This window comes from Psychrobacter sp. AntiMn-1 (assembly GCF_001854065.1).
GTDB lineage: Bacteria > Pseudomonadota > Gammaproteobacteria > Pseudomonadales > Moraxellaceae > Psychrobacter > Psychrobacter pacificensis.
Genome location: NZ_CP012969.1, coordinates 1836431 through 1860920 on the forward strand (window position 1 = coordinate 1836431; position 24490 = coordinate 1860920).

The following is a 24490-nucleotide window of genomic DNA, read 5'->3' on the forward strand; positions in this document are numbered from 1 at the left end:
TTTGACTCAAATACTGCGTCGTAAGTCCATGATAGCGAACCAACCAAAGAGAGCGATTATGTTAACTTACAAAGCACCTTTACGTGACATCAAATTTTTGATTAATGATGTATTTGATTACCAAACGCATTATAAAAGCCTAGACAATGGCGAAAACGCGGATCCTGAAACCATAGATATGATCCTACAGGGTATGGCAGATTTTGCTGAAAACGTCCTTGCTCCTATCTATCAATCAGGCGATGAAGAAGGCTGTCATTTTGAAAATGGCGAAGTCACCACACCAAAAGGCTTTAAAGAAGCTTATGACCAATTTGTAGAAGGCGGCTGGCAAGGTATCTCGTATCCTGAACAGTACGGCGGAATGAACCTACCCACATCAATCAACTTAATCAAAGCTGAAATGATCGGTACTGCCAACTGGCCGTGGGCGATGTACTCTGGCCTCTCAACTGGTTGTATCAACACGCTGCTTCAGTATGGTACAGATGAGCAAAAAGACCTTTATCTACCAAAGCTGGTCGAAGGCTCATGGTCAGGTACGATGTGTTTGACCGAGCCTCAATGTGGTACCGACTTGGGTCAGGTAAAGTCAAAAGCCACCCCGCAGGATGACGGTACCTACAAAATCAGTGGCACCAAAATCTTCATCTCAAGTGGTGAGCATGATCTAACGGACAATATCATTCATATTGTTTTAGCACGCCTACCAAATGCGCCAGAGGGTACACGCGGTATCTCGCTATTTATCGTACCAAAATTCACGCCGAATGCTGAAGGCGAATCTGGCGAGCGCAATGCTGTTGTTTGCGGTTCAATCGAGCACAAAATGGGTATCAACTCGTCTTCTACCTGTGTGTTGAACTTCGATGGTGCTACTGGCTACCTAATTGGCGAACCGCACAAAGGCCTAAAAGCGATGTTTACCTTTATGAATACTGCTCGTATCGGTACAGGTATCCAAGGTTTGGCACATACGGAGCTATCTTTCCAAAATGCATTGCCCTATGCCAAAGAACGCCGCTCTATGCGCACCCTTTCTGGTACCAAAGATCCTGAAAAAGTAGCTGATGCGATCATCCACCACGCTGACGTACGCCGTATGCTATTGACGCAAAAAGCCTTTGCTGAAGGCGGTCGCTCAATGCTTTATCATTCAGCACGCTATGCGGACAAAATGTCACAAGGCATCGCCAATGGCGATGAAGAAGAGTTTGAAAAATGGGATGACAAGCTAGGTTTTTATACCCCCATCCTAAAAGGCTTCTTGACTGAGCTTGGTATCGAAGCGGCCAAACATGGTCAGCAAATCTATGGCGGTCACGGCTATATCAAAGAATGGGGCATGGAGCTGATTGCTCGTGATGCCCGTATTGCAACCATGTACGAAGGTACGACTGGCGTACAGGCATTGGATCTATTAGGCCGTAAGGTCATCTTGCAATCTAAAGGTAAAATCATCCGTGACTATACCTCAAGCATCATGAAATGGTGCGGCGAGTATGCCCTTGATAAAGACATGCGTAAATTTGTTTGGGCACTTACCAAGCTGTGCGCTGAGTGGAACACCTTGACAGTACGCTTGATGCTAATGGCTCGTAAAGACCGTGAAATCATCTCAGCCGCATCAGATGACTTCTTGATGTACTCAGGTTACGTCATGATGGGCTACCACTGGGCACGTATGGCAGCGGTCGCTTATGACAAGCTTGAAAATGGTGGCACAGAAGCACCAGAATTCTATAAAGCGAAAATTCAAACAGCCGAATTCTATTTTGACAAGCTGCTACCACGTACCTCTGGACATGCTGAATCCATGGTCGCACCAAGCAATAGCATGACAGAGATGGACAGCGAAAACTTTGCTTTTCTAGACTAACACTGTATTCATAATCCACAAAAAAGCGCCTATCATTTAGGCGCTTTTTTGTGTTTAACTGACCGTATTATGATTAAAGACTATCAAAAGCAACCTGTAATTTAGGAGCAAATAATGGTTTTACCTAACGATAAAAACGCGGCTTTAGCTGCTCGATATATACGAGCATTGGTCATTAGCACCACGCTCGTCAGTATTGGCATCAGCAGTGCAGCGGCCAAAAGTAGCGATAGTACTCTACATTTTGCAAAAGGCGCTGTTACTAGCGTCGTCACTGATAAACTCGCTCCTCATACCGATGAACAGTGGTATCGTTTCGATGCTGCCAGTCAGCAATATGCCGTTATTAACATTGCACCACTTGCAGGTACGCCCGAGACTGCTAACGTTGGTGTATTGCATATGCCGGATGGTACCCAAGATGGCACCAAAGGCGGTATCATTTATCAAGGCTGCTTACCTAAAACGGGAAAATACCGTTTGCGTATCGCACGTAATCTTATGGCCACTCATGGCAAAACAGCAGGCTATAAAGTTGAGGTCATGATACTACCAAAGGTTGCTAGTCAGTCTTTGTGCAAGCCCGCTTAACTATAGATCTTTAACACCTCCAAACTATAACATTCAAAATAGAATAAGTCGCTTTGGAAAAGGTTAGAGCGTTCAACATTAACTACCTAGCATCTTCTTATGATATACCGCACTAATCTCTTCGACTTCTACGCATATTTGCAGTGCCGCACGACCTGACTGCTCGTCTCCGATCTTTTCTTCGATGGTAGAGACCAAGAGCTCAGCCAGCTGATTACGAGTCTCTATATCGCGGCCGCTCATCAGTTTTAGATTGGCATAGATAAACCCATTCGCTTGCTCATCATCTTCCACACCCACCAAAAACGTCTCAATAGGTAAGATACGTGTTTTGATATCTGTCGGCTTACCAAAATATCCACTGTCCCATAATGCTTTGTTGAGCGACTTTAGCAATGATTCTTCGTGAGGGATACTGACATTGGGCGTGGCTTGAATGGTTAAATGCGGCATGATTATGTCCTTAAATATAAAAAGTAATAGAAGATCTGGCTGATAAGTTTACGCGCTCTGCCTCATCGCCGTAAAACGTCTATTTGTATTATTCATCAGTAATCGCACTAAAATGCGCATCAAGTGTGTTGGCTAATTGCGCTGGTGGTAACTCAATCTCCAAACCGCGACGACCGCCACTGACATAGACCGTTGTCTGATCTTGAGCACTACTATCTATGACTGTTTTTAGGCGCTTTTTTTGCCCGAGTGGACTGACGCCGCCCAACACATAGCCGGTACTACGCTCTACTTGCTTGGGATCTGCCATTTGTACTTTTTTGCAGGACAGCAATTTATTCGCGGATAAGGCTTTGGCCATTTTTTTAAAATTGAGGGTTTTATCTACTGGCAATATCGCAACTGCAAGGTCGCCAGTATCGGTCGATACCACCAAAGTTTTGAACACTTGCACTGCCGCCATGCCAAGCTTTTCTGCGGCTTCTAAACCAAAAGAGGCCGCATGACTGTCATGCGTGTATTCGTGTATGCGGTAATCAAGACCGCGTTTTTTGGCAAGATCGATAGCTGGCGTCATAATATTTCGGCTTAATAAAATAGAACTAAAGAATAGGCGTCATACGGATTAAATAGACATGGCATCAATATATTATTACGCCAAATATCGTAACTTTCAAATACTTGACCGTTTTATATCACTGCTCGCTTACTAGTGAGTAACCCAATAGTATTAATATTAGCAGTATATACAGACACTATATATCGCTTTAGTGGCTTTTATGGCATCATAAGCGCAACATATTTGACTATTTTTGATACTGATTATGATACCGAAGTTCCTAAAAAAACGGATTTTTAAAGCGCCAGTCAGCACTGACCGCACTTCTGAAACTGACGCGAGTCCAATCGTCACCAAGCCTTACGCTAACGCGCCGATCAATCAGCTGTATCGTAAACTATCGGGACAGCTACTCGATGTTGCTGTCAAACCGAAATTATTGGGTGAATTGCCTGATTTTGATAGCGACGAGCAGGTACTTAGATTTTATGTGCTACAGGATTATTCTCGCTCCAACAGTATTTTGATCGATTTGCAGACGCAAGAGCATAACTTGCCGCCTGCATTGGTTGGGGTCAATGACGCGGCTCACAATATCAAAGAAAATGCAGCCATCATATTTTTGAATCACCCAAGTGCCAAAGACAATCAGTTGTCTCCGCGCCTTTCTCGCTTAGTCTCTGCGGTATTGCAATATCCAGAGCTAAAGGTGCGCCTAGTACCCGTATCTATCCTGTGGGGACGCGCCCCTGAAAAAGAAGACTCGCTATTTAAACTATTAACCGCTGACAATTGGCAAGACCCGAGTATCAGCAAGCAGTTATTTAATATCGGCGTGATGGGCCGTGATACCTTTGTACAATTCCACCCACCCCAAGATTTGCGTACTATCATCAATGATAGCCTCAAAGGTGAAAGCGCGGGCCCTAACGTTTTTGACTCAGTTTCTAAAGACTCAGTTTCTAAAGACTCAGTTTCTAAAGACTCAGTTTCTAAAGACTCAGTTTCTAAAGACTCAGTTTCTAAAGACTCAGTTTCTAAAGACTTAGCTTCTAAAGACTTGGTTTCTAAAGATTTGGTTTCTAAAGATTTGGTTTCTGAGGATTCAAGTACTAAAAGCTCACCTGCTACAGACTCACAAGATACTGAATCAGCAACGACGGATAATGATGTCAAAACTGATGCTGAAAAATCACCTAGCTATACGCTCGTGGCGGCTGCTGATGGCAATCGTGAACTCGTGCGGATGCTACAGCAGCAATTGACGATTTATTTAGACAAGCAGCGCGCCAGTATGCTGGGCCCTGATTTGTCGGATAGACGTAATTTGGTCGATAAACTGGTCTACTCGCCAGCGATTAAGCACGCAATAGAGCTGGAAGCTGCCGAAAAAGGCACCAGCGTACGCGACGCTCGTAGTCAAGCGCGAGGATACGCCAATGAGATGGTGAATGACTATTCTCATTCCATTATTCGTGGGTTTTATAAGTTTTTAACGTGGTTATGGACACAGTTATATGACGGTGTCGAAGTCCATCACTTTGAGCGAGTACGTGACCTTGCGACCGATTATGAGCTGATTTATGTGCCGTGCCATCGCAGCCATGTTGATTATCTATTGTTGTCTTATGTCATCTATAAACGCGGTTTGAGTATCCCTTATATCGCAGCAGGTGATAACTTAGATGTGCCAGTATTGGGACCGTTATTGCGCGGCGCTGTCGCTTTTTATATTCGTCGTAGCTTCCGTGGCAATGCCCTTTATACCGCCGTATTGCGTGAATATATGCATACCCTTATCACGCGTAATACGCCGATCGAGTACTTCATTGAAGGTGGTCGCTCACGTTCAGGTCGCCTACTACCGCCCAAAATGGGTATGCTGGCGATGACGGTACATAGCCAGTTACGTCAAACCAATAAGCCTGTGGTGTTCATCCCAACTTATATTGGTTATGAGCGTATTATGGAAGGCGGCACTTATATCGGTGAGTTAAAGGGCAAACCAAAAGAATCAGAATCGTTGATTGGGCTACTCAAAGTGGGTCGTAAAATTGAGCGTATTTTTGGTAATGTACATCTAAGTTTTGGTACACCGCTGCATCTTAGCGATTTTATGACAAAGTTCGATGTTCCAGCCAACAGCTTACCGTCCGATCGCACCGACTCCCCACTCGATGAAAAAGCCAGTGCCATGGTCGATAATATCGGTGTAAAAGTCATGCAGCACATCAATAAAGCTGCCGTGATAACGCCTGTGTCGCTGCTATCATTGGTACTACTATCCGCACCGAAAGCGGCACTGGATGAAAACAGTTGCCGTGAGCAAATCGCTTTGTACCAAGGCCTTGCGCAACAGCTTCCTTATGCAGATGACACTGTCATCACAGATATGAGCCCGCAAGAAATCATTGATTATGGCATCAAGCTAAAACTCATAGAGCGTACGCCGCACATCTTGGGCGATATCATTCAGGTCGCTGGCAAGCAAGCGGCATTGCTCAGCTATTTCCGCAATAACATTCTACACGTCTTTATCTTGCTGTCTTTCTTATCAGCGCTAGTGGCACGTAACGGCCGTATCAAACGCAGTCGTTTAGATAGTATCGCTGAGCAGTTATACCCATTCTTGCAAGGTGAGCTGTTCTTATACTACCCAGCGCATGGTTTGGCGGAGACGCTCAACAAAAAAGTCGATAGTTTACTCTCTCATGGGTTGATTGTTGAGTTGGGTGATGACACGCTTAGTGTTCCTGAGTCTAATAGCAAGCGCTATCAACAGCTACAAGTACTGGCGACACCCGTTGGGCAAAGTCTTGAGCGTTATTTTATGACGCTTGCCCTACTCGCTCAGCAGGGCTCTGGTAATCTGACCGAAAGCGAAGTCGTTGACCTGTGCCATTTGCTTGGACAACGCTTGTCTGTACTGTATGCCGATGATATTCCTGACTTCTTTGATCGCGCATTATTTACTAGCTTTATCAGCGCTTTGACTCGTCTTGATTATCTACAAAAAGATGATGAAACGGGCATATTGACCTTTGACCATCGTATCAATGACATCGCCAGTCATGCCAAATATGTGCTGACGCCTGATATGATGCAAATCTTGCAGCAAGTCGCAAGTTTAAACGAAGAAGAAATCACTCGTGCTATTACTGAGATTAGTAATAAAAAGCAGCGTAAATTTGGGCGTAAGCGTTAATCGTTAGTCATGACTTTTAAACAATTAAGCTAAACAAAAAAGACCGCTATTGATTAGCGGTCTTTTTTTATGCAGTTCCAATATACCAAACAATGGTATTAGTTGGTGATTTTCTTATACTTAGCACGCTTAGGCGTGGCGTCATCACCCATTGTCTTTTTACGATAGGCTTCAAACTCACTGTAGTTGCCATCGAACCACACTGGGCCTTCTTCTTCAAACGCCAAGATGTGGGTGGCGATACGGTCAAGGAACCAGCGATCATGCGAGACGACCATGACCGTACCTGGGAATACTTGAATCGCATCCTCTAGCGCACGTAAGGTTTCAACGTCCAAGTCGTTCGAGGGTTCATCGAGTAGCAGTACGTTTGCGCCCTGCTTTAGGGTTTTTGCCAATTGCAAGCGGTTACGCTCACCACCTGATAATTGACCGACATGTTTCTGCTGGTCTGAGCCTTTGAAATTAAAGCGGCCGATGTACGCACGGCTTGGCGTGGTGTAGTCACCGACAGTAATCATGTCAAGACCGTCTGATACTTCTTCCCAGACGGTCTTTTTGTCGTCTAGGTTGTCACGCACCTGACCGACATAGGCAACCTTGACACTTTCGCCCAAATCAACCGAACCAGTATCTGGGGTATCACGCTCAGTAATCATGTTAAATAGCGTGGTTTTACCCGCACCATTTGGACCGATGATACCAACGATAGCACCCGCTGGGACATTGAAGCTTAGGTTTTCATACAATAAACGATCGCCAAACGACTTGGAGATGTTATTGACCTCGATAACTTTATTACCTAGACGCGGACCGGGCGGAATATAAATCTCTGAGGTCTCATTTCGCTGCTGGAATTCTTTTGAGTTCAGCTCTTCAAAACGCTGTACGCGCGACTTAGACTTCGCTTGCTGACCCTTTTGATTTTTACGAATCCACTCAAGCTCTTTTTTCAGCGCTTTGGCAAACGACTCTTCTTGCTTCTGTTGTTCCTCTAAGCGCTTGTTTTTTTGCTCTAACCATTCAGTATAGTTACCTTCATACGGGTAGCCATAGCCTCGGTCAAGCTCCAAAATCCACTGCGCCACATTATCCAAGAAATAACGATCATGGGTAATGGCAACGATAGTGCCGCTATAGTTTTGCAAGAATTGCTCAAGCCAAGCGACTGATTCGGCGTCCAGATGGTTAGTAGGCTCATCGAGTAGCAGCATATCGGGACGTGATAGTAGCAGGCGACATAAAGCAACACGGCGTTTTTCACCACCTGACAGTTTACTCACGTCCGCGTCCCATGGTGGCAGACGTAGCGCATCGGCGGCTTTCTCTAACTGGTTATTTAGATTGTGTGCATCCCATGACTGGATAATGTCTTCCATTTTGCCCTGCTCTTCAGCAAGTTTGTCAAAATCAGCATCCGGTTCGGCATACTCAGCATAGATTTGGTCTAAGCGCGCTAACGCATCTAACGCCTCACGCATGCCGTCCTCGACGTTGCCGCGCACATCTTTGCTGTCATCGAGTTGTGGCTCCTGCGGCAAGTAACCAACTTTGGTTCCTGTTTGCGCACGTGCTTCACCGCTGAACTCAGTATCCACACCCGCCATAATACGTAGCAAGGTCGACTTACCTGCCCCATTGATGCCTAAGACACCAATTTTGGCACCCGGGAAAAAGGACAGATTGATATTTTTTAAGATTTCACGCTTAGGGGGAACAAGTTTTGACACGTTGTTCATCGTGTAAATATATTGAGCCATTAACACTCCGATAGACTGCATAGAAGAGAACAGCAAATACCACTCAGCGCTGCTGCCAAGCGTGCCGTAACTCAAAATCAGGGTTACAAATTATCGTTCATTATCGCATTGTGGCGCATACCCTGCAAGCTAACAGGTTGTTTTACCCCTTGTTTTGCAGCTTTTGTCATAGAGTATCGCTGTTTCTGGATAAAAGCGGGCAAAAATATTTTTCTGAGGTTACGAGCTTAACATTCTGATTCATTGCTGTTTGATAAAAACCACAAAAAATAGCATCAAAACTTTCGCAAAGTTAATCAATAGCCGTTAACATATTAGAGTGGCTTAACAGCGCAAAAAATAATGGTTTAGTATGCCATTAATGAAACTGGCTATAAGCTGAGTCATTATTTCTCATATATTTTTAATAATATTTATACAGGTACTGATTAATGGCCAACGGCTATCGCCCTGAAATAGTTCAACGTGCGTTTGTCGATTTTATCGGGTCGCGCTTACATCCGTTTTGGTCATTGACGACACCCAAGCTACGCCTTATTGCTCGATATGAGATGAGTGAGGATTTGATCGCACTGCAATTTGAGACCAATCAAGCGTTTAGGCAGCAGATATCCAAAGGGACAGATGATTGGCAAGGCGGTCAGTATCTTGATTTACGTGTTTTTATCGATGGGGTTTATCATCAGCGCAGCTATTCAATCGTAGGATTGGCGAATCAACCATTGTGGTGGCAAGATGATGCCGTCATTACTAAGTCAGCAAAAAGCCAACGTCATACGGTTACTATTGCTGTTAAACCGCAAGGGTTAGTATCTGACTATTTGACCAAGCAACTGTCGCTATCTAGCATCGTTGATACCAGTATGCCACTGGGTCATTTTACTTTGGCACAGGCAAAGACAAGTTTAGATAATAGAGAACCAAATAACCAAAAACTGCACCCTTTGTTATTTGTCGCTGGCGGTAGCGGTATCACGCCTATGCTAGGACTTATTACGCAAGCACTAGCAGACGGACATCAGGTGGCGTTGCTACATTATAATCGAACGAAACTTGCCCAGTTTCAACATCAGTGGCAACAACTGAGCGATACCTATCCAGCCTTCAGCTATCATCTGATTCATACAGATAATCCTGCTACTTATCTGGCTGGCGAACGATACTTAAGTGCAGAGGGTTTATTATCACTTAATCTACCTTTGGCAGATACGCAGATATTTGCCTGCGGTTCACAAGCGTTATTAGCCGGCTTATATAAAGCAGTGCTCTGCACACGACAAAAAAATCATCCCCACCCGATTTTCATAGGTTTAGGGGTTAAAAAGCTAACTAACTGTCGAAATACAGTCTTATCATTGTTAAAGAACACCAAGTGAAGGCCCTCAATCAACACATCCAGGCCAAGCGCAAACAAACTGGCTTGAGGTCGAGCGTTTGACTTTAACTTGCGCTTTAACGGCTTATCTTTGTCTTTATAAATACCGACATGATAAGCCCAACAAAATGCTAAGGCGTTCACTGCGACTAATTTACTGACCCGATCAAGATGGGTTAAGTGGGTATCTTCAAGATTAAAGCCACGGCCCTTTAGACAAGCAAATAAAGTCTCAATCTCCCAACGCTTAGCATAGCTTGTCATCGCATCCACTGTTTCTAGTTGATTGGTTGCGACAATCACTAAACCATAGTCTTTATCACGCTTGGCAAATACTCGAACCAAACAACCATCGACAGTCAGTATTCGCCCATGTCGATATGTTTCTTGATGGCTAACATGGCGCAATAACTCTTTAATCTGTACCAACTTGCCATGATGATTCTTAACTTTACTGTTCTTCTTAATCCGTATGGCAAAGGGTATGTGATTATTGGTGAGCCAGTTAAACCATTTTTCGCCAACAAACTCTCTGTCTGCTACTATCATCTCAAGGTTATCTTTGCCAAATTGTTTGATAAACCGCTCAATAAGTTCACAGCGTTCAAGATGGTTTGTATTACCTCGCTTATCTAGCATTTGCCAGTATAAGGGGATGGCTATCCCTTTATATACCACCCCTAACATAAAGATGTTGAGGTTACTTTTACCCCATTTCCAGTTGGTGCGGTCAATGGTTAAGGTGACTTCGCCTAGCCCAAATAGTCGATATATCATTAAAGCCAGTTGATCGTAGTCTATCCTCGCTTCGGCAAAAAATCGCTGTAGTCTGCGATAGTGACTGTCGGTCTTGCCACCCTTAGGAAGGTGTCTTGCTGTTTTTTTAAGATTACTGCTTTGAGCAGTAATCAGGGCTATTATCATTAGGCTCAAACAATTGATTCTTGCCTTGTTCATGCTCAGGTTTTGGGTTAAAGTCTCACTAAGTCTGTTAAAGTTTGGCATGGTCTATTCGTCTTAAAAATTACTATTATGCCTTTGCTTTAACAGACTTTTTTGTTTTTTTGTCGTGTGCAGAGAAAGCAGTGTCAGAAATCATTTTACCGCAGGGCAATCAGCTACGTGACAATATTATTATAGAGAATTTCGGTAGCGCACTGCCTGATTTTGATAGCGGTGGTAATCAAGTACTAGATAATGCACTACAGACAGAGTCGCATACGGTGTACTTACGCTCACGGCAACGGCAGTTCGATAGCGACACCACATTATTGGTCGCTGCCGGAAATGCAGGTATACGCCTAGCGCATGGTTGTAGGCAAGGAATTTGCCAGTTGTGCCGCTGCAATAAAGTGAGCGGCGTGGTCAAAAACATCCAAACTGGCAAGATAAGTAGTGATGGCTACGAGTCTATCCAAACCTGCATCAATATCGCTATGACAGACGTGGTGTTAGACATCTAGCACTGCTGAAATTAAAAATACGACCACCAACCCCTTACTATCGACCTATTAAAACCAAAAAATAGACTGATGTTAACTCATATTGTATGCTAAAACTCAGATGACTCATCAAACCGAACCCAGTGCTGCTTATTCGTGCCGTTTCGGTTAAGGATTATATATGCGCTTATTACCACCTGTTAACACCGCACATTCTGCCGTACCTATCTTGACGCCGTTGTCCGATGCACCGTTAGCAAGAGATAGTAGCGAGCAGCCAACTATATCAACACAGCAAATTCGCTATCCAACAGTGACCCATGCACCCTTAACAAAAGCACAAAGTGATGCCTTGGCAGTAGAATTAAATGCGCTATATAAAGGTGTGATGGACTCATTAGGTAGCGATGACGCCAAATACATTCAGCGGATTTATGCGACTGTGGTTTATAGTGAGCTTGTCGCCCGTGGTTTACTGGCTGTCGCAGGACGCATGTCATCACGCCGCTCGCAGATAGGTACTTGGCTATTGGGTACGTCAATGCTTAGTTTTAGCAAGATACTCAACAATATGGAGCTTGGACATAATGTCATGCATGGTCAATACGACTGGATGCAGCACCCGCATCTGAACAGTCAAAAGTTTGACTGGGACATTGTTTGCCCTGCGCCATTGTGGCAACACTCGCATAACTACTTACATCATACGTTTACCAATATTGTTGGTCGAGATCATGACGTTGGCTATCATTTGATTCGGGTCACTGATGAGCAGCCTTGGACGCCAGAAGATCGCTACAATATGTTTAGTACAGCGGTGCTGGCGTTTGGCTTTGAATGGGCAGTTGCCTTTCATGATATTCAGATCAGTGTCGATGAATACGCCGACTCCCCTGACTTGCATAAAATCATGCAACAAAAATCTCGTGCACTATTTGCCAAAATTGGCCGACAAGTAGGCAAAGACTATATTGCCTTGCCAGCCATAGCCGCCTTGACCCTAGGTTGTCGTAGCGCTATGAGTACACTGAGTGGCAACATAGTAGCCAATACGGTTCGTAACCTGTGGACGTGGGCGGTGATTTTCTGTGGTCATTTCACTGAGCAAGCGCATATCTATACCCATCTCGATACTGATGAGAGCAAAGGCGACTGGTATGTGCGTCAGATTTTGGGTTCTAGCAATATCAAAGGGAATAAATGGTTTCACATTTTGACTGGCAATTTGTCTCATCAGATTGAGCATCATATCTTTCCTGATATGCCAGCTAGCCACTATGCCAGTATTGCCCCGCAAGTAAAAGCCATCTGTCATAAATATGATTTGCCTTACAACACTGGGCGTTTTAGCACACAGCTACGACAAGTAATAGGACGTATTCATCACTTTAGTAAGCCCAGCGAGCAAGAGTGGCAAGCCTACCAGTCGGTATCGGCTGCGGATACTACCACTCATTCACATAAGTCGACACCAGAGAGCGAGACAGCAAAGGGACTTAGTCGATTCTTACCACCCGTCGTTCGTAAAGCGATAGCTTATATATGGTGATATATTCACATTTTTAACGCAGATTAAAAGACATTAATACTATTAACAATCGTCATAACGACTATTACGGTAAGCGACTAGATTGTTTGATATCAATCATACATACTCAACCAAGCACAAAATATTTACTGATGACATAGTATTTAATAAATCTGCCTTCTTCATTCATCCTTAGAAAATATGGCAGTTATTAAAAATTCGATAATAATAAATGGAGTTGTATCATGAGTAACCAAACCACTAAATCAGCACTAGATATCACACATAACCAAGCAGCGAATCGTTTTGAGACTACCGTCGATGGTCAGACGGGCTATATCAGCTATCAAGACCGTGATGACACCCTCGTCTATGACCACACGATCGTTCCGCGACAGTTAGGCGGTCAAGGTGTCGGTTCAGCGCTAGTCAAACATGCGCTAGATTACGCCCGTGAACATGATAAAAAGGTTGTGCCGCAATGCTCGTTTGTGGCCTCATATATCAGCAAGCACCCTGAGTACCAAGATTTGGTATAGCTTACCGCCCTTTATCCCAAACAACTGGTATGCAGCAATTTTAGATTAGGAGATCCATCCCAATATAACTTTTAATAAACCAATCCGTATAACAATAAAGGTTATTAATATGAGTAGTTTATCTGACAAGCAAATTGATCTACAGTTAGAAGAGCTTGCTGGTTGGCAGCGTGATGGCAATAGTATCGTCAAGACCTATCACTTCAGCGATTTTATTGAGGCGATGAGTTTTATGAACCAAGCGGCATTCTATGCTGAAGCACTCGAACATCATCCGGAATGGCGTAATATATACAATATAGTCGAGGTACGCCTAACCAATCAGGACACCGGCGGCGTTTCTAGTTTAGACATTCGCCTTGCTAAACGCATGGAGCATATCGTGCAACCCAAACGTCTATAGCCTTATATTTCTGTTAAATGAGTAAATGATGTACTTTAGTTGAATATAAAAAAAGACCCTCAATTGAGGGTCTTTTTTTATTGGATTTTTATAGTAATAAGCTGTGTTTACATTTTGCGACTAACAAACGCCACAATAAATAAAATCACAGCGACTGCTAAGAAGATGTATGCCAGATTAGCAGACAGTCCTGCGACGCCGCCAAATCCTAATAAACTTGCTAGCAGTGCGATTACCGCAAAGATAATAGCCCAACGAAACATAATATTCTCCTCAAATAATTGTTAAAAATCAGATAGTAAATTTTATATAGTATTGATTTAATATAGTATTGATTTAACTTTTTTTTCTAATACCAGTCATATCTGCTTACAAACATAGACTAGCAATATTTCTCTTTAAACAACGTGCATTTTAGTAATGATGTCAGTAGATTATGTAAAGTTTGTAGCAAGTGTTAACACCTTTTATTTTTTTCTTGTGTCTATAAACATATTATTTAGGATGATGAGCACCTTATTTGCTAAATTATTGATTGTCTTATGGTTGCATATAAATAACATCAAAAATTTCTGAAAAAGAGATTTGGCAATGAAAACTGTCGCGACCCCATAAACTTCTAACTTATTCACACCACTTGGTTTATAGTTTAAAGTCACATTATCATCCAATATATTAAGGACAATACTTATGAGTACCGAGACGGATACCGCAAAACCCGCACAACAAGATACTAGCGACAACCGCCCTTATGCCGTCATCTTATATGGCGCAACAAGCTTTGTCGGACAAATAACCGCTCACTATTTAACCAATTTTTTATCCAATGCTAAAAAGAAAGATGGCTCTAATGTCACTTGGGCAATTGCAGGACGTGATGAAGAAAAACTCAATGAGCTACAGTCGAAACTTGAGAGCAAAGTAGATATCGTCATTGCCAATAGTAAAGACTCTGCCAGCCTTGATGAAATGACCAAACAGACACAAGTCATCATCTCAACCGTCGGCCCTTACCTCAAATATGGCGAACCTCTTATTAAATCTTGTGCCGAAAACGGTACCGATTACGTCGATCTTACTGGTGAAGCGATCTTTATCAAAGACATGATGGACAAATATCAAGAGACTGCCAAACAAAGCGGCGCACGGATTGTCAACTCTTGCGGCTTTGATTCTATCCCATCAGATTTGGGCGTTTACTTTACGCAAACCAAAGCAGAAGAGAAGTTCGGAGAAGCTTGTAATGTGATTCACATGCGCGTAAAGGCGGCAAAAGGCGGCATCTCTGGTGGTACGATTGCCTCGATGGCGACGATATTCGAAGAAGTTGGTGAAGATAAATCACGCCGTAAGCAAGTAGCCAACCCTTATCTACTAAACGATGACACAGATGTGCCCAATGTACGTCAAGACAATGTCAGCAAACCAGAATACGACAGCACCCATAAACGTTGGTTGGCGCCCTTTGTGATGGCGAGTATCAACACACGTATTGTCCATCGCAGTAACCAGCTACTCGGTTACGAATACGGTCGCGATTTTAAATATGACGAAGCCATGTGGATGAAAGATGGTGTCAAAGGTAAGTTATCAAGCTACGCGATGAGCGCGGGTCTACTAGGATTTGCCACTGCCATGATGATTAAACCAAGCCGTGAGTTATTGTCCAAGCATGTTCTGCCTAAAGCAGGCACAGGCCCTTCTAAGGATGAGCAGGAAAATGGCTACTTTGATATTCGCCATTTCGGTCAAACAGCTAAAAACGACACCATCACGGTCAAAGTTACCGGCGATAAAGATCCTGGTTACGGTAGCACTTCTCGTATGCTCGCGCAGGCAGCATTATGTCTGGCACAAGATATCAGTAAAGAAGACGTTGGTGGCGGATTCTGGACGCCTGCCTCTGCGATGGGTGATAAGCTCATAGCCCGTTTAGAAGAACATTCAGGTCTAAGCTTTGAAGTTATCGATGGTTAACCGAATGTAAAACATTTAAATAATGATTTATTAATGCTGATGATTTTCATGACCGTATCTTGATAACAAGGTGCGGTTTTTTAATACGCAAATTTTATAGCGCTCAGCTATCATATTAGCGAATACTAATAGCGTATTTTTTGGTAATCAATGTTGCGGTTTTTCGATTTTTTAGTACATTATGCTACAGATTTTTAGTCTAATGGCACAGCCATATTCTCCTCAATACGCTAGGACAAAATACATTACGGTTTGATTGTTATAGAGAATATTCATTTAAAAATTTTAATCAAAGTTCACTTCAAAAAACATCATCTAGTAAAAATATTTCTCTAAAACAATGTTATTGATCGAATTGATATTAGTCAAAATTTTCCAGTAGTTCGTGTGCCAGATAAAGGTTTTTAGCAGCCTGTTATCGATACAAATACTGGTAAATATATCATTGTTGAATAAAATAGATCCAAATGCTTACTTCATTTCTTAAATGAGATGTGGGCTTAATAGTTTCATAACGTCACAACAATACACCAAGCTGTTAGAACCTTAATGAGTTTACTACTGAAATGTCTGTTATATAACTGGTACTTTGTTTTTACAAATTATAGTAAGGTCTAACCAAAATTAGGCTGTCCTCAATTATCTGCATTTTAGACATAATTATATATAGATATGGCAGCTGTTTTTAATCATTGTTCATTTATCGAATTTGGAGTTTTATAATGAAAAAGAATATTTTATCGTTAATTTTAGGTACTACACTTGCATTGCCTACACTTGCAATGGCTATGCCGACCAACAGCAGTGATTCTATGCAATCACGTATGCCAAGTAGCTCTGTTAAAAGCAATGTACAAGTCGGTGTAGAAGGACCAACTGGTAAATTGGGAGCTGCACAGTCTAGTCAGGTCAACATCAATAACTCTAGCAATAAGATGAATGACTCTCGTAGCGAGATGAATGATTCGAACAAGGGTATGAACAACTCTGACAACAGAATGAACGAATCGAATAACAAGATGAATGATAAGTCTGGCACTATGAGCAATAGTAATATGCCTACAATGAACGGCAATATGCCAGCGACAACGGGTGCAGCTTCTTCACAGTCTACCCAACGTACACAAACGCCAAATATGCAGCACAGTAATTCAAACTATCAGCCATTAATTGCAGGTGAAGCCGCTTCTAACAATAAAACGGCAAATGCTACTAGTACCTTACAAGAAAAGAAAAAAGACCGTCGTGGTGAGCTTTTAGCGACTCAGCCTGGTCAAGTGGAATTTAACGAAAACCGTCGTTTCACCATTCGTTAATAATGACAGTGCTTGATTGAATAGTATGATTAACAGTTTACTACTATCAATAAGTGACATATAAAAAGGCAGCCAATTGGCTGCCTTTTTTGTTGCACACGGCTATAAATTTTGGCTATTTCTTAGTTTTAGTCACGCCAGCTTCTTGTAACAAGGCGCCAAGTGTACCCATTTTACTAGGTGCTTGCGCTTTATCGTTTTTGATCGGTTTGCTACGGTTACTATTCGTATTGTCCTGACGTTTACCACGTGGCTTAGACGAACGCTTATCAGCAGCAGAACGACTATTATTTGGACGGTCACTATTCGCCTGATTACTGCGTGGACGGCTCACTTTTTCACCATCTGTACTGGTTGCAGTAGACTTAGCAGCCGTACGGACAGGTTTTTCAGACTCAGGCTTCATACTAAATCCGATACGACCACGTTTTTCATCGATAGAAATAACACGAACCGATACGATATCACCAGGTTTGACGCGGTTCATGGGATCTGCGACAAAGTCATTGGCCATCTGAGAGATATGGACCAAACCATCCTGATGTACACCGACATCAACGAAACAGCCAAAGGCCGTTACGTTAGTGACCACACCTTCAAGCTGCATACCTTCGCTCAAATCTTTGATACTATTGACATCATCACGGAAGTTAGCCGTTTTAAACTCAGGACGTGGATCGCGTGCAGGTTTAGCAAGCTCTTCGATAATCGCTTTTACGCTGACATTATCATCGTTAGCAGCCAGCGCAGTCGTATCGATAGCATTCAGTACACCATCGTTACCGATGACTTCTGATAAAGGCTTGCCGGCTTGTGCGAGTAAGCTATCAACCAAGGCATAGCTCTCTGGATGCACGCCTGTCGCATCTAGTGGATTGCTGCCATTATGGATGCGTAAGAAACCTGCTGCTTGCTCAAAGGTCTTAGCGCCTAGACGTGGAACATTTTTGAGTGCTTCACGGCTATCAAATGCCCCGTGCTCGCGGCGATAAGTCACGATTTGCTGCGCCACATTACGGTTCAGACCCGCGATATGTGCCAAAATAGCAGGACTCGCTGTATTCACATCAACACCAACCGCATTCACGCTATCTTGAGTCACTTTATCAAGACTATCTGCGAGCTGGTTTTGGTTCACATCGTGCTGATACTGACCTACACCGATGGCTTTTGGATCGACTTTGACAAGCTCTGATAACGGATCTTGCAAGCGACGTGCGATAGACACAGCACCGCGCACCGACACGTCTAAATTGGCAAGCTCATCACTAGCAAGCTCGCTCGCCGAATAGACGGAAGCGCCTGATTCATTGACGATGACAGCTTTGGCTTTAAGTGCAGCGTTCGCGGCCAAAATCTCTTTAATCATCGCATCGGTTTCGCGACTTGCCGTACCATTACCGATCGCGACCAAATCAACATCATAAGTACTTAATAGCTCATCAATGACTTTTTTGGCTTCATCCATTTTGTTGTCAGGGGCAAACGGATAAACCGTCGCGATGACAGGTTTTTCTTCGCTATCTGACATGACATGACCTTGCGCATCCACAATAGCCATTTTTACGCCATGACGGATACCAGGATCGACACCTAAGATCACTTTAGGGCCTGCTGGTGCAGCCATCAATAAATGCTGTAAGTTACTAGCGAACACATCAATCGCATCTGCTTCTGCAGCTAGGCGCTTTTCGGTCAGTAAGCGGTGCTCGATATGTGGACGCCATTTGTCTTTCCACAAACTACTGGCCGCCTCTGTCAAAAACTCACGGCGTGCTGCTGGCGCTTTGGCATCGACATCGAAATGATTGATAATTTTTTCGATAAATGGTGCGTCTTCGCCTTCGATTTTTAGACCCAAGACGTTTTCTTGACGACCACGTAACATCGCTAATAGGCGATGGTTTGGCAGTCGAGCCAGGCTTTCGCTATGCTCAAAGTAGTCTTTGAACTTTTCGCCAACTTCACGCTTTTCTTCGCTCGCAACGCTCGATACGATACTGGCAGTTTTGGCAAAACCATTGCGTAAGTTGTCCAACAACCCCAATGCTTGCGTCCACTCATCAACGATAATGGCTTGCACACCAGCAAGCTGCTTGTCGATATCGCTAAAGTCAACGTCGATCTCATTACCACTATCATCAGTGATACTTGACTGAACTTGATAATCAGCCAGCGCCTCTGTCGGGGTGATTTCTTGCGTCAAGACAGCTTGCGCAGCAGCATCGAGTCCAGCGGCACGTGCTTTGGCAGCCGGTGAACGACGACGCGGACGATATGGCAGATAGATGTCTTCAAGCTCAAGCTTTGACGTCGCATTATCGATACGCGTCTGCAGCTCATCGGTCAAATTGCCTTGCGTGCTCAGTAGCTCAGTGATTTTGAGGCGTCGGGTGGCCATGTCACGCTCATAATTCAGAGACTTCTCGAGAGCACGCAGCTGCGCGTCATCAAGGTTTTGCGTTTTTTCTTTGCGGTAACGCGCAATGAAAGGAACCGTTGCGCCTTCATCATAAAGCTTCACAAACGCATTGACTTGAGCAGTCTTAATGCCAAGCGCGCGAGCAAGCTTGTCGTGAATATTCGCGTGTGTGGTTGCATCCAAAACCTGTGCATTTGTCGAGGTTTGAGATGACGTTAAGGTATCAGTGCTACTCATATACGTATCAATCGTTGAGAAATGTAGTTTTGCATTATAGCAAAAGCTGCATGAATAAAAATCCTTTTTATCTTTTCGTTAATTATCGCCTGTTTTGCGGCATAAAACGTTTTATATCAAACGTTCTGTAGCCTTGTTAAACAAACGCATACAGCATTTATTCTTATGAGTGATGCAATTCGCAGTGCAATCTTATACACTAAAGTATCCATAGCACAAATATTGAGATGTGCTGATATATTGAACAATAGTTTTTGGTTTTATGACGTGCTTGTTTTGATCCATCATTAAATAACGATAATTAATGGCAGTGCTTTACTCATCGCTTTTTACTCGTCATTTCTGCTAACAATAATTTTTATAAGAGGATGCCTGTATGACTGATAACAACAGCCCCGATACTTTGACTCAGCGTATTTTAGTTGTCGATGATGACGCTCGCCTGCGCTCTTTGCTACAGCGCTTCTTAGAAGACGATGGTTTCGTCGTTCGTACTGCCCATGATGGTAGTCAGATGGACAAACTCATGCAACGTGAGCTCTTCTCTTTGGTTGTGTTAGATTTGATGCTACCGGGCGAAGACGGTATTAGCATCTGTAAGCGCCTACGTGCGGACAATGCGGATATTCCGATCATTATGCTGACTGCTAAAGGTGGCGATGCTGACCGTATCGCAGGTTTGGAAGCGGGTGCAGATGATTACCTGCCTAAGCCGTTTAACCCAAAAGAGCTATTGGCGCGTATCAAAGCCGTGTTGCGTCGTCAGAACCGTGAGCTTCCAGGGGCACCAAGTCACCAATTAGAAGTGGTTGAATTTGGTCCATGGACATTAGATCTATCGACTCGCACGCTCAAACGTGATGGGAATGTCGTCACTTTGACGACAGGTGAGTTTTCGGTGTTAAAGGCTTTAGTTCAGCATCCACGTGAGCCGTTGACCCGTGACAAGTTGATGAACCTTGCTCGTGGTCGTGAGTGGGGTGCGATGGAGCGCTCTATCGATGTGCAAGTATCACGCTTGCGTCGCTTGATTGAAGACAACCCTTCACAAGCTCGCTACATTCAGACCGTATGGGGCGTGGGCTATGTGTTCGTTCCTGATGAAGCTGAGGTAGAAACCGTCAAGAGTGAATAACCTTTGACTGATGACATTTCTTTTAATATAGGCCGTGTTTGGTCATTCATAAACACGTGCCGATATGATGAGCATATCTGTGAAAAACCCTATTATTTTTCAAAACATACCCTGCACATTAGTGACAGGGTTTTTAGGTGCTGGCAAAACCACCGTCATCAATCAGCTACTTGCCACAAAACCTAATGACGAGCGCTGGGCGCTATTAATCAATGAGTTTGGCCGTATCGGTATTGATGGTGCACTATTGGCAAGCTCTCAAGATAACGATCTTGAGCAACAGAATATCGCCATGCGTGAAGTCAGTGGCGGCTGTATTTGCTGTACCAGTCAACTGCCCTTACAAATTGCGATCAGTCGACTGCTTAATGACCATCACCCGCGAAGACTGCTTATTGAACCCACAGGATTGGCACATCCACGCGAGCTGATATTACAGCTCAGTGCGCCGCATTGGCAAACCGCACTACAGATGAATACGTTGATAACTGTACTGAGTGGCGAGCAGTGGCAACAGATTAAATATCGTGATCATGAGGGTTTTCAAGCGCATGTTCGTGATTCCGATGTGCTGATCGTCAATCGTTATGATCAACTAAGTAGTAGCGAAAAACACACCTTGATAGAGTGGATAGCCAAGCTAAATTCACAAGTGAAAATCATTTGGGCAGTATCCGAACTAATAACTGAGACAACAGACGCATCAAACACCCCATTAACCAAGGAATACATAGCAGGTCTAAACTACCAACTCGACAAGCCCAGCCATATCATCGCAAATCAACGTAAAATCAGTATCACTCATCTTCACAAACCGATGATCGGCTTGCAGTCTCAAACCCATTCTTTAGCAACTGTACCATCATCGAGTTCATCTACCGATGAGACAGAAGCTCAGGCTAGTGCTAATAGTGATCTGCCCTATCGCTATCATGAAGAGCAGCAGGATTTTCAGTTGGCTGGATGGCGATTACCTGCACACTACATACTAAACGCTGACGATTTACAGAATTGGTTATTGAATTTGCCAAATTGGCAACGTATCAAAGGCGTGGTTCATACTTCTGATGGCTGGCTGCAGATCAATTTTAACCCTGGTAGTCTAACCACCAAAACAATCGATCCACAGACTGATAGTCGGCTAGAAATCATTTTGCAACTAGGCAATGCTGTCGATACAGCTACAGAAAAAACAGAAACTGAACATGATGCCAAAGCGTCAGCAGCTTCTATAAATTGGGAGGATTGCGATCGTGAACTGATGGCAATGGTTATATAGCAACAGACAGAAAAAGGGCGGGCATTGCTATGTTATCTAGCAATGCCCACCCTTTTGCTTTCTTCTTCCTTTTAGCGCAATTGGCTGTCTTTACTGCCGCGACGATTAAATAGCTCCACCGCCTTTGCCTCTTGCTCAAGCGCTGTCTGACAACTGACGCAATGCTGGATACCAGGCAACGCTAGTCGCCGCGCCTCCGGAATAGAATTACCGCATTCGTCACAAAACTCTGCACTCACACCTGTTGGCAATGAGCGTCTTGCGCGCTCTAACGCATCATTAACCGTTGCATCCATTTGCTCATGCTCAGCACCATCTCTTGACCAGCCACCTGCCATAATCCCATCCTATTTATTTTTTAATGATCATTGCTTTATAGATAAATTCTTTAATAACAAATAGATGGGGTGGTTATTGCTAATTACAATATGCAAATAACAAATGTGTTTGAACGATTAGTGAGAATTATATTTAGGGTATTTACTTTTTAAGAGTGTATGCCTAAAACCTTCTACTCAGCGTTGCCACCCTTCTGTTTTCATGATTTTTTGTCCTTTTTTAGTGATTAAAAAGTTAAGAAAATCTTTTGTTTGAGGATCAGCTTTTGGTGATACAACGATGTTTAAATCACGCCAGATAGCTCGATCCTTATCTATACTAACCATGTCCATATCTTTGGAATTATTAAGCGGCCAATTCGGCCAAGTTATCCAAGCATCTGCTTTTTCATCTTTAAATGCTTTAAAACTGGCTCCAGATCCTAAAGAATACGCTACTATATTATCTCGAAAACGAGCAATATCGTTTAAGCTTCCTTTGCGTCCTGCGAGATCCTCCCAAACTCCAGTACCCGAAGTGTTATATGTTCCTTTACCTTCGGTCACAACTATTTTAATCCCCTTAGCTAATAAATCATCAAAGCTACGTATATTTTTAGGATTTCCTTTTTGTACAGCTATGATTGCTGGTCGGATATAAATGGGTTCAACTTTTTCATGATCAAAAGTTTCGTATGTCTCAAGAAATGCAGTCATTGATTGCTCAGAAGTTCCCCACAGAGCATCGGCATCAGCTTGAGCGTCAGCCGACCATTTGTCTTCAGGTCCTGCTATTAATTCTACCTTGGTACCACCTTGCTTTTCCCAGACATCTGCCACTTTTCTTAAAGCGGTATGTGGGCCACCTGCTCCATACAGCTTTATGACACCATCCTGAGGATTGTGCTCGATGGAAGGATCAAAAAGCGTGGTTTGCGCAAAAGCTGAAGTACAACTTAGCAGCACACATGCAGCAGCAATGGACTTATTCATAAGTATTATCCTAAGTAAAAATCATTGGTAGTTTTGACAAAAAACAGAGTCGTATTTACTATAAAACAGATATCTTGCTGTTGGTATATATTTTTTGTAGCTTCTATTAGCACATCAAGCAACTAAAGAAAATTTATACCAGTTTCGCATCCTAGTACGACGCATCTATTTCATTTAGTATCAACTATAGCTACCCAAATTACTTTTACGCTTTGTATTCATGCAAGTTTAAGTAACACCTCTTAATCTTTTGGCTGCAACTCAACAACTTGCCCGCGCACCCCAATACTGGCATCACTCATCAAACAGACGTAGCCTGCCATAATATCTTCAGGTGTTTTTAAGCTCATAGGGTTCTCCCCTGGATAAGCATGAGCGCGCATATTGGTGCGAGTAGCACCCGGATTGACACAGTTAAAGCGCAGGTTGGTGGTGTTTTGAGTTTCTTGAGTAAAGATATCACTCATACCTTCAACCGCTTGCTTAGAGAGCGCATAAGCGCCCCAAAACGCACGAGGATGCGTACCTACAGTGCTAGACGTAAAGACGATAGAGCCATGATCGGCATCTTTTAGCAGTGGTAGCAATGCTTGGGTGAGCATAAAGGTCGCTGTAAAGTTAACCTTCATGACTTGAGCGAATGTATCAACGTCATACATCTCAAGTGGCGTCAATTGCCCAAGCACACCCGCATTATGCAAAATACCATCCAGCTGACCAACTTCTTTATCAATCAATCCTTCTAGCTGCTGCATTTCAGCATAGGTCGCCCCTTCTAGATTCATCGGCAACATAGCAGGCTGTTTACCGCCAAGGCTCTCAATCTCGTCATAGACATACTCGAGCTTGCTGCTGGTACGACCTAGTAGTAATACTGTAGCGCCATAGCGAGCATAGGTTAATGCTGCAACACGGCCAATGCCATCCCCTGCACCTGTCACTAAGATAGTTTTTCCATCTAGACAATGAGTAGGTGGCACAAAATTGCGAATATCGTCATGAGTCAAAGGTTGAGTAAGACTTTGAACGTTTTTTTGGTTGTTTGTCTGATTAGCTGGCTGATTGATATTGTCACTCATG

21 protein-coding genes are annotated in these 24490 nt (G+C 43.4%); 12 read left to right on the top strand and 9 right to left on the bottom strand.

The features are described 5' to 3' along the window. Window positions 1–58 precede the first annotated feature (58 nt). Window positions 59–1879: an acyl-CoA dehydrogenase C-terminal domain-containing protein gene (locus tag AOT82_RS07775; RefSeq protein WP_071002536.1), complete on the top strand. Its 1821-nt coding sequence runs from the start codon at window positions 59–61 to the stop codon at window positions 1877–1879. 114 nt (window positions 1880–1993) lie between these two features. After that, window positions 1994–2470, top strand: a complete 477-nt coding sequence (locus AOT82_RS07780; protein ID WP_071002537.1) for a hypothetical protein — start codon at window positions 1994–1996, stop codon at window positions 2468–2470. 78 nt (window positions 2471–2548) lie between these two features. Here AOT82_RS07780 and AOT82_RS07785 read toward each other — a convergent pair whose 3' ends face one another. Further along, window positions 2549–2923 (bottom strand): 5-carboxymethyl-2-hydroxymuconate Delta-isomerase, encoded by a 375-nt coding sequence (locus tag AOT82_RS07785; protein ID WP_071002538.1) that lies wholly within the window; start codon window positions 2921–2923, stop codon window positions 2549–2551. An 88-nt stretch (window positions 2924–3011) separates the two neighbouring features. Beyond that, a complete protein-coding gene (ybaK, locus tag AOT82_RS07790) occupies window positions 3012–3500 on the bottom strand; it encodes a Cys-tRNA(Pro) deacylase (protein WP_071002539.1) in 489 nt (162 codons plus the stop codon). Between the two features lie 247 nt (window positions 3501–3747). Between ybaK and plsB the strand changes: the two genes are divergently transcribed. Continuing rightward, window positions 3748–6687, top strand: coding sequence for a glycerol-3-phosphate 1-O-acyltransferase PlsB (gene plsB / locus AOT82_RS07795; RefSeq protein ID WP_083328896.1), 2940 nt, complete (start codon window positions 3748–3750; stop codon window positions 6685–6687). Window positions 6688–6785: 98 nt separating this feature from the next. Here the strand turns inward: plsB and ettA are convergent, their stop codons facing one another. After that, entirely contained in the window at window positions 6786–8447 is a 1662-nt protein-coding gene (ettA, locus tag AOT82_RS07800; protein WP_071002540.1) for an energy-dependent translational throttle protein EttA, read from the bottom strand. Between the two features lie 431 nt (window positions 8448–8878). On the opposite strand from ettA, the gene AOT82_RS07805 reads away from it, so the two are divergent. After that, window positions 8879–9823, top strand: coding sequence for a hypothetical protein (locus AOT82_RS07805; RefSeq protein WP_071002541.1), 945 nt, complete (start codon window positions 8879–8881; stop codon window positions 9821–9823). Here the strand turns inward: AOT82_RS07805 and AOT82_RS13665 are convergent. After that, the gene (locus AOT82_RS13665) at window positions 9733–10827 is read right to left on the bottom strand and encodes an IS4 family transposase (RefSeq protein ID WP_071001282.1); all 1095 of its coding nucleotides are present in this window, start codon (window positions 10825–10827) and stop codon (window positions 9733–9735) included. The genes AOT82_RS07805 and AOT82_RS13665 overlap by 91 nt on opposite strands. Window positions 10828–10907: 80 nt before the next feature. On the opposite strand from AOT82_RS13665, the gene AOT82_RS07815 reads away from it, so the two are divergent. The 4 genes from AOT82_RS07815 (at window position 10908) to AOT82_RS07830 (ending at window position 13734) form a co-directional block, all read left to right on the top strand. Then, window positions 10908–11285, top strand: coding sequence for a 2Fe-2S iron-sulfur cluster-binding protein (locus tag AOT82_RS07815; RefSeq protein WP_227517125.1), 378 nt, complete (start codon window positions 10908–10910; stop codon window positions 11283–11285). A 160-nt stretch (window positions 11286–11445) separates the two neighbouring features. Then, complete coding sequence (locus AOT82_RS07820) at window positions 11446–12813, top strand: fatty acid desaturase family protein (RefSeq protein WP_071002544.1); 1368 nt, start codon at window positions 11446–11448, stop codon at window positions 12811–12813. 224 nt (window positions 12814–13037) lie between these two features. Continuing rightward, entirely contained in the window at window positions 13038–13331 is a 294-nt protein-coding gene (locus AOT82_RS07825; protein WP_071002545.1) for a GNAT family N-acetyltransferase, read from the top strand. Window positions 13332–13440: 109 nt separating this feature from the next. Then, window positions 13441–13734 (top strand): 4a-hydroxytetrahydrobiopterin dehydratase, encoded by a 294-nt coding sequence (locus AOT82_RS07830; RefSeq protein WP_071002546.1) that lies wholly within the window; start codon window positions 13441–13443, stop codon window positions 13732–13734. A gap of 107 nt (window positions 13735–13841) precedes the next feature. Here the strand turns inward: AOT82_RS07830 and AOT82_RS07835 are convergent, their stop codons facing one another. Beyond that, window positions 13842–13997 (bottom strand): DUF1328 domain-containing protein, encoded by a 156-nt coding sequence (locus tag AOT82_RS07835; protein ID WP_021814049.1) that lies wholly within the window; start codon window positions 13995–13997, stop codon window positions 13842–13844. 427 nt (window positions 13998–14424) lie between these two features. Between AOT82_RS07835 and AOT82_RS07845 the strand changes: the two genes are divergently transcribed. Together AOT82_RS07845 and AOT82_RS07850 are read left to right on the top strand one after the other, a co-directional pair. After that, window positions 14425–15711 (top strand): saccharopine dehydrogenase family protein, encoded by a 1287-nt coding sequence (locus AOT82_RS07845; protein ID WP_071002548.1) that lies wholly within the window; start codon window positions 14425–14427, stop codon window positions 15709–15711. Window positions 15712–16433: 722 nt separating this feature from the next. Beyond that, complete coding sequence (locus AOT82_RS07850) at window positions 16434–17027, top strand: hypothetical protein (RefSeq protein ID WP_071002549.1); 594 nt, start codon at window positions 16434–16436, stop codon at window positions 17025–17027. A 115-nt stretch (window positions 17028–17142) separates the two neighbouring features. Here the strand turns inward: AOT82_RS07850 and AOT82_RS07855 are convergent, their stop codons facing one another. Beyond that, the gene (locus AOT82_RS07855; protein ID WP_071002550.1) at window positions 17143–19686 is read right to left on the bottom strand and encodes a Tex family protein; all 2544 of its coding nucleotides are present in this window, start codon (window positions 19684–19686) and stop codon (window positions 17143–17145) included. Window positions 19687–20062: 376 nt separating this feature from the next. Between AOT82_RS07855 and ompR the strand changes: the two genes are divergently transcribed. Both ompR and AOT82_RS07865 read left to right on the top strand, forming a co-directional pair. Next, window positions 20063–20821 (top strand): osmolarity response regulator transcription factor OmpR, encoded by a 759-nt coding sequence (ompR, locus tag AOT82_RS07860; protein ID WP_071002551.1) that lies wholly within the window; start codon window positions 20063–20065, stop codon window positions 20819–20821. 67 nt (window positions 20822–20888) lie between these two features. Then, the gene (locus AOT82_RS07865) at window positions 20889–22100 is read left to right on the top strand and encodes a CobW family GTP-binding protein (RefSeq protein ID WP_290127453.1); all 1212 of its coding nucleotides are present in this window, start codon (window positions 20889–20891) and stop codon (window positions 22098–22100) included. 71 nt (window positions 22101–22171) lie between these two features. Here the strand turns inward: AOT82_RS07865 and AOT82_RS07870 are convergent, their stop codons facing one another. The 3 genes from AOT82_RS07870 to AOT82_RS07880 all read right to left on the bottom strand — a co-directional run bounded on the left by AOT82_RS07870 (window position 22172) and on the right by AOT82_RS07880 (window position 24489). Further along, on the bottom strand, window positions 22172–22438 hold the full coding sequence (locus AOT82_RS07870) for a DksA/TraR family C4-type zinc finger protein (protein ID WP_071002552.1): 267 nt from the start codon (window positions 22436–22438) through the stop codon (window positions 22172–22174). Between the two features lie 177 nt (window positions 22439–22615). Next, window positions 22616–23410, bottom strand: coding sequence for a substrate-binding domain-containing protein (locus AOT82_RS07875; protein ID WP_025651116.1), 795 nt, complete (start codon window positions 23408–23410; stop codon window positions 22616–22618). A gap of 242 nt (window positions 23411–23652) precedes the next feature. Continuing rightward, complete coding sequence (locus tag AOT82_RS07880; RefSeq protein ID WP_071002553.1) at window positions 23653–24489, bottom strand: YciK family oxidoreductase; 837 nt, start codon at window positions 24487–24489, stop codon at window positions 23653–23655. Between the last annotated feature and the right edge of the window lies 1 nt (window position 24490).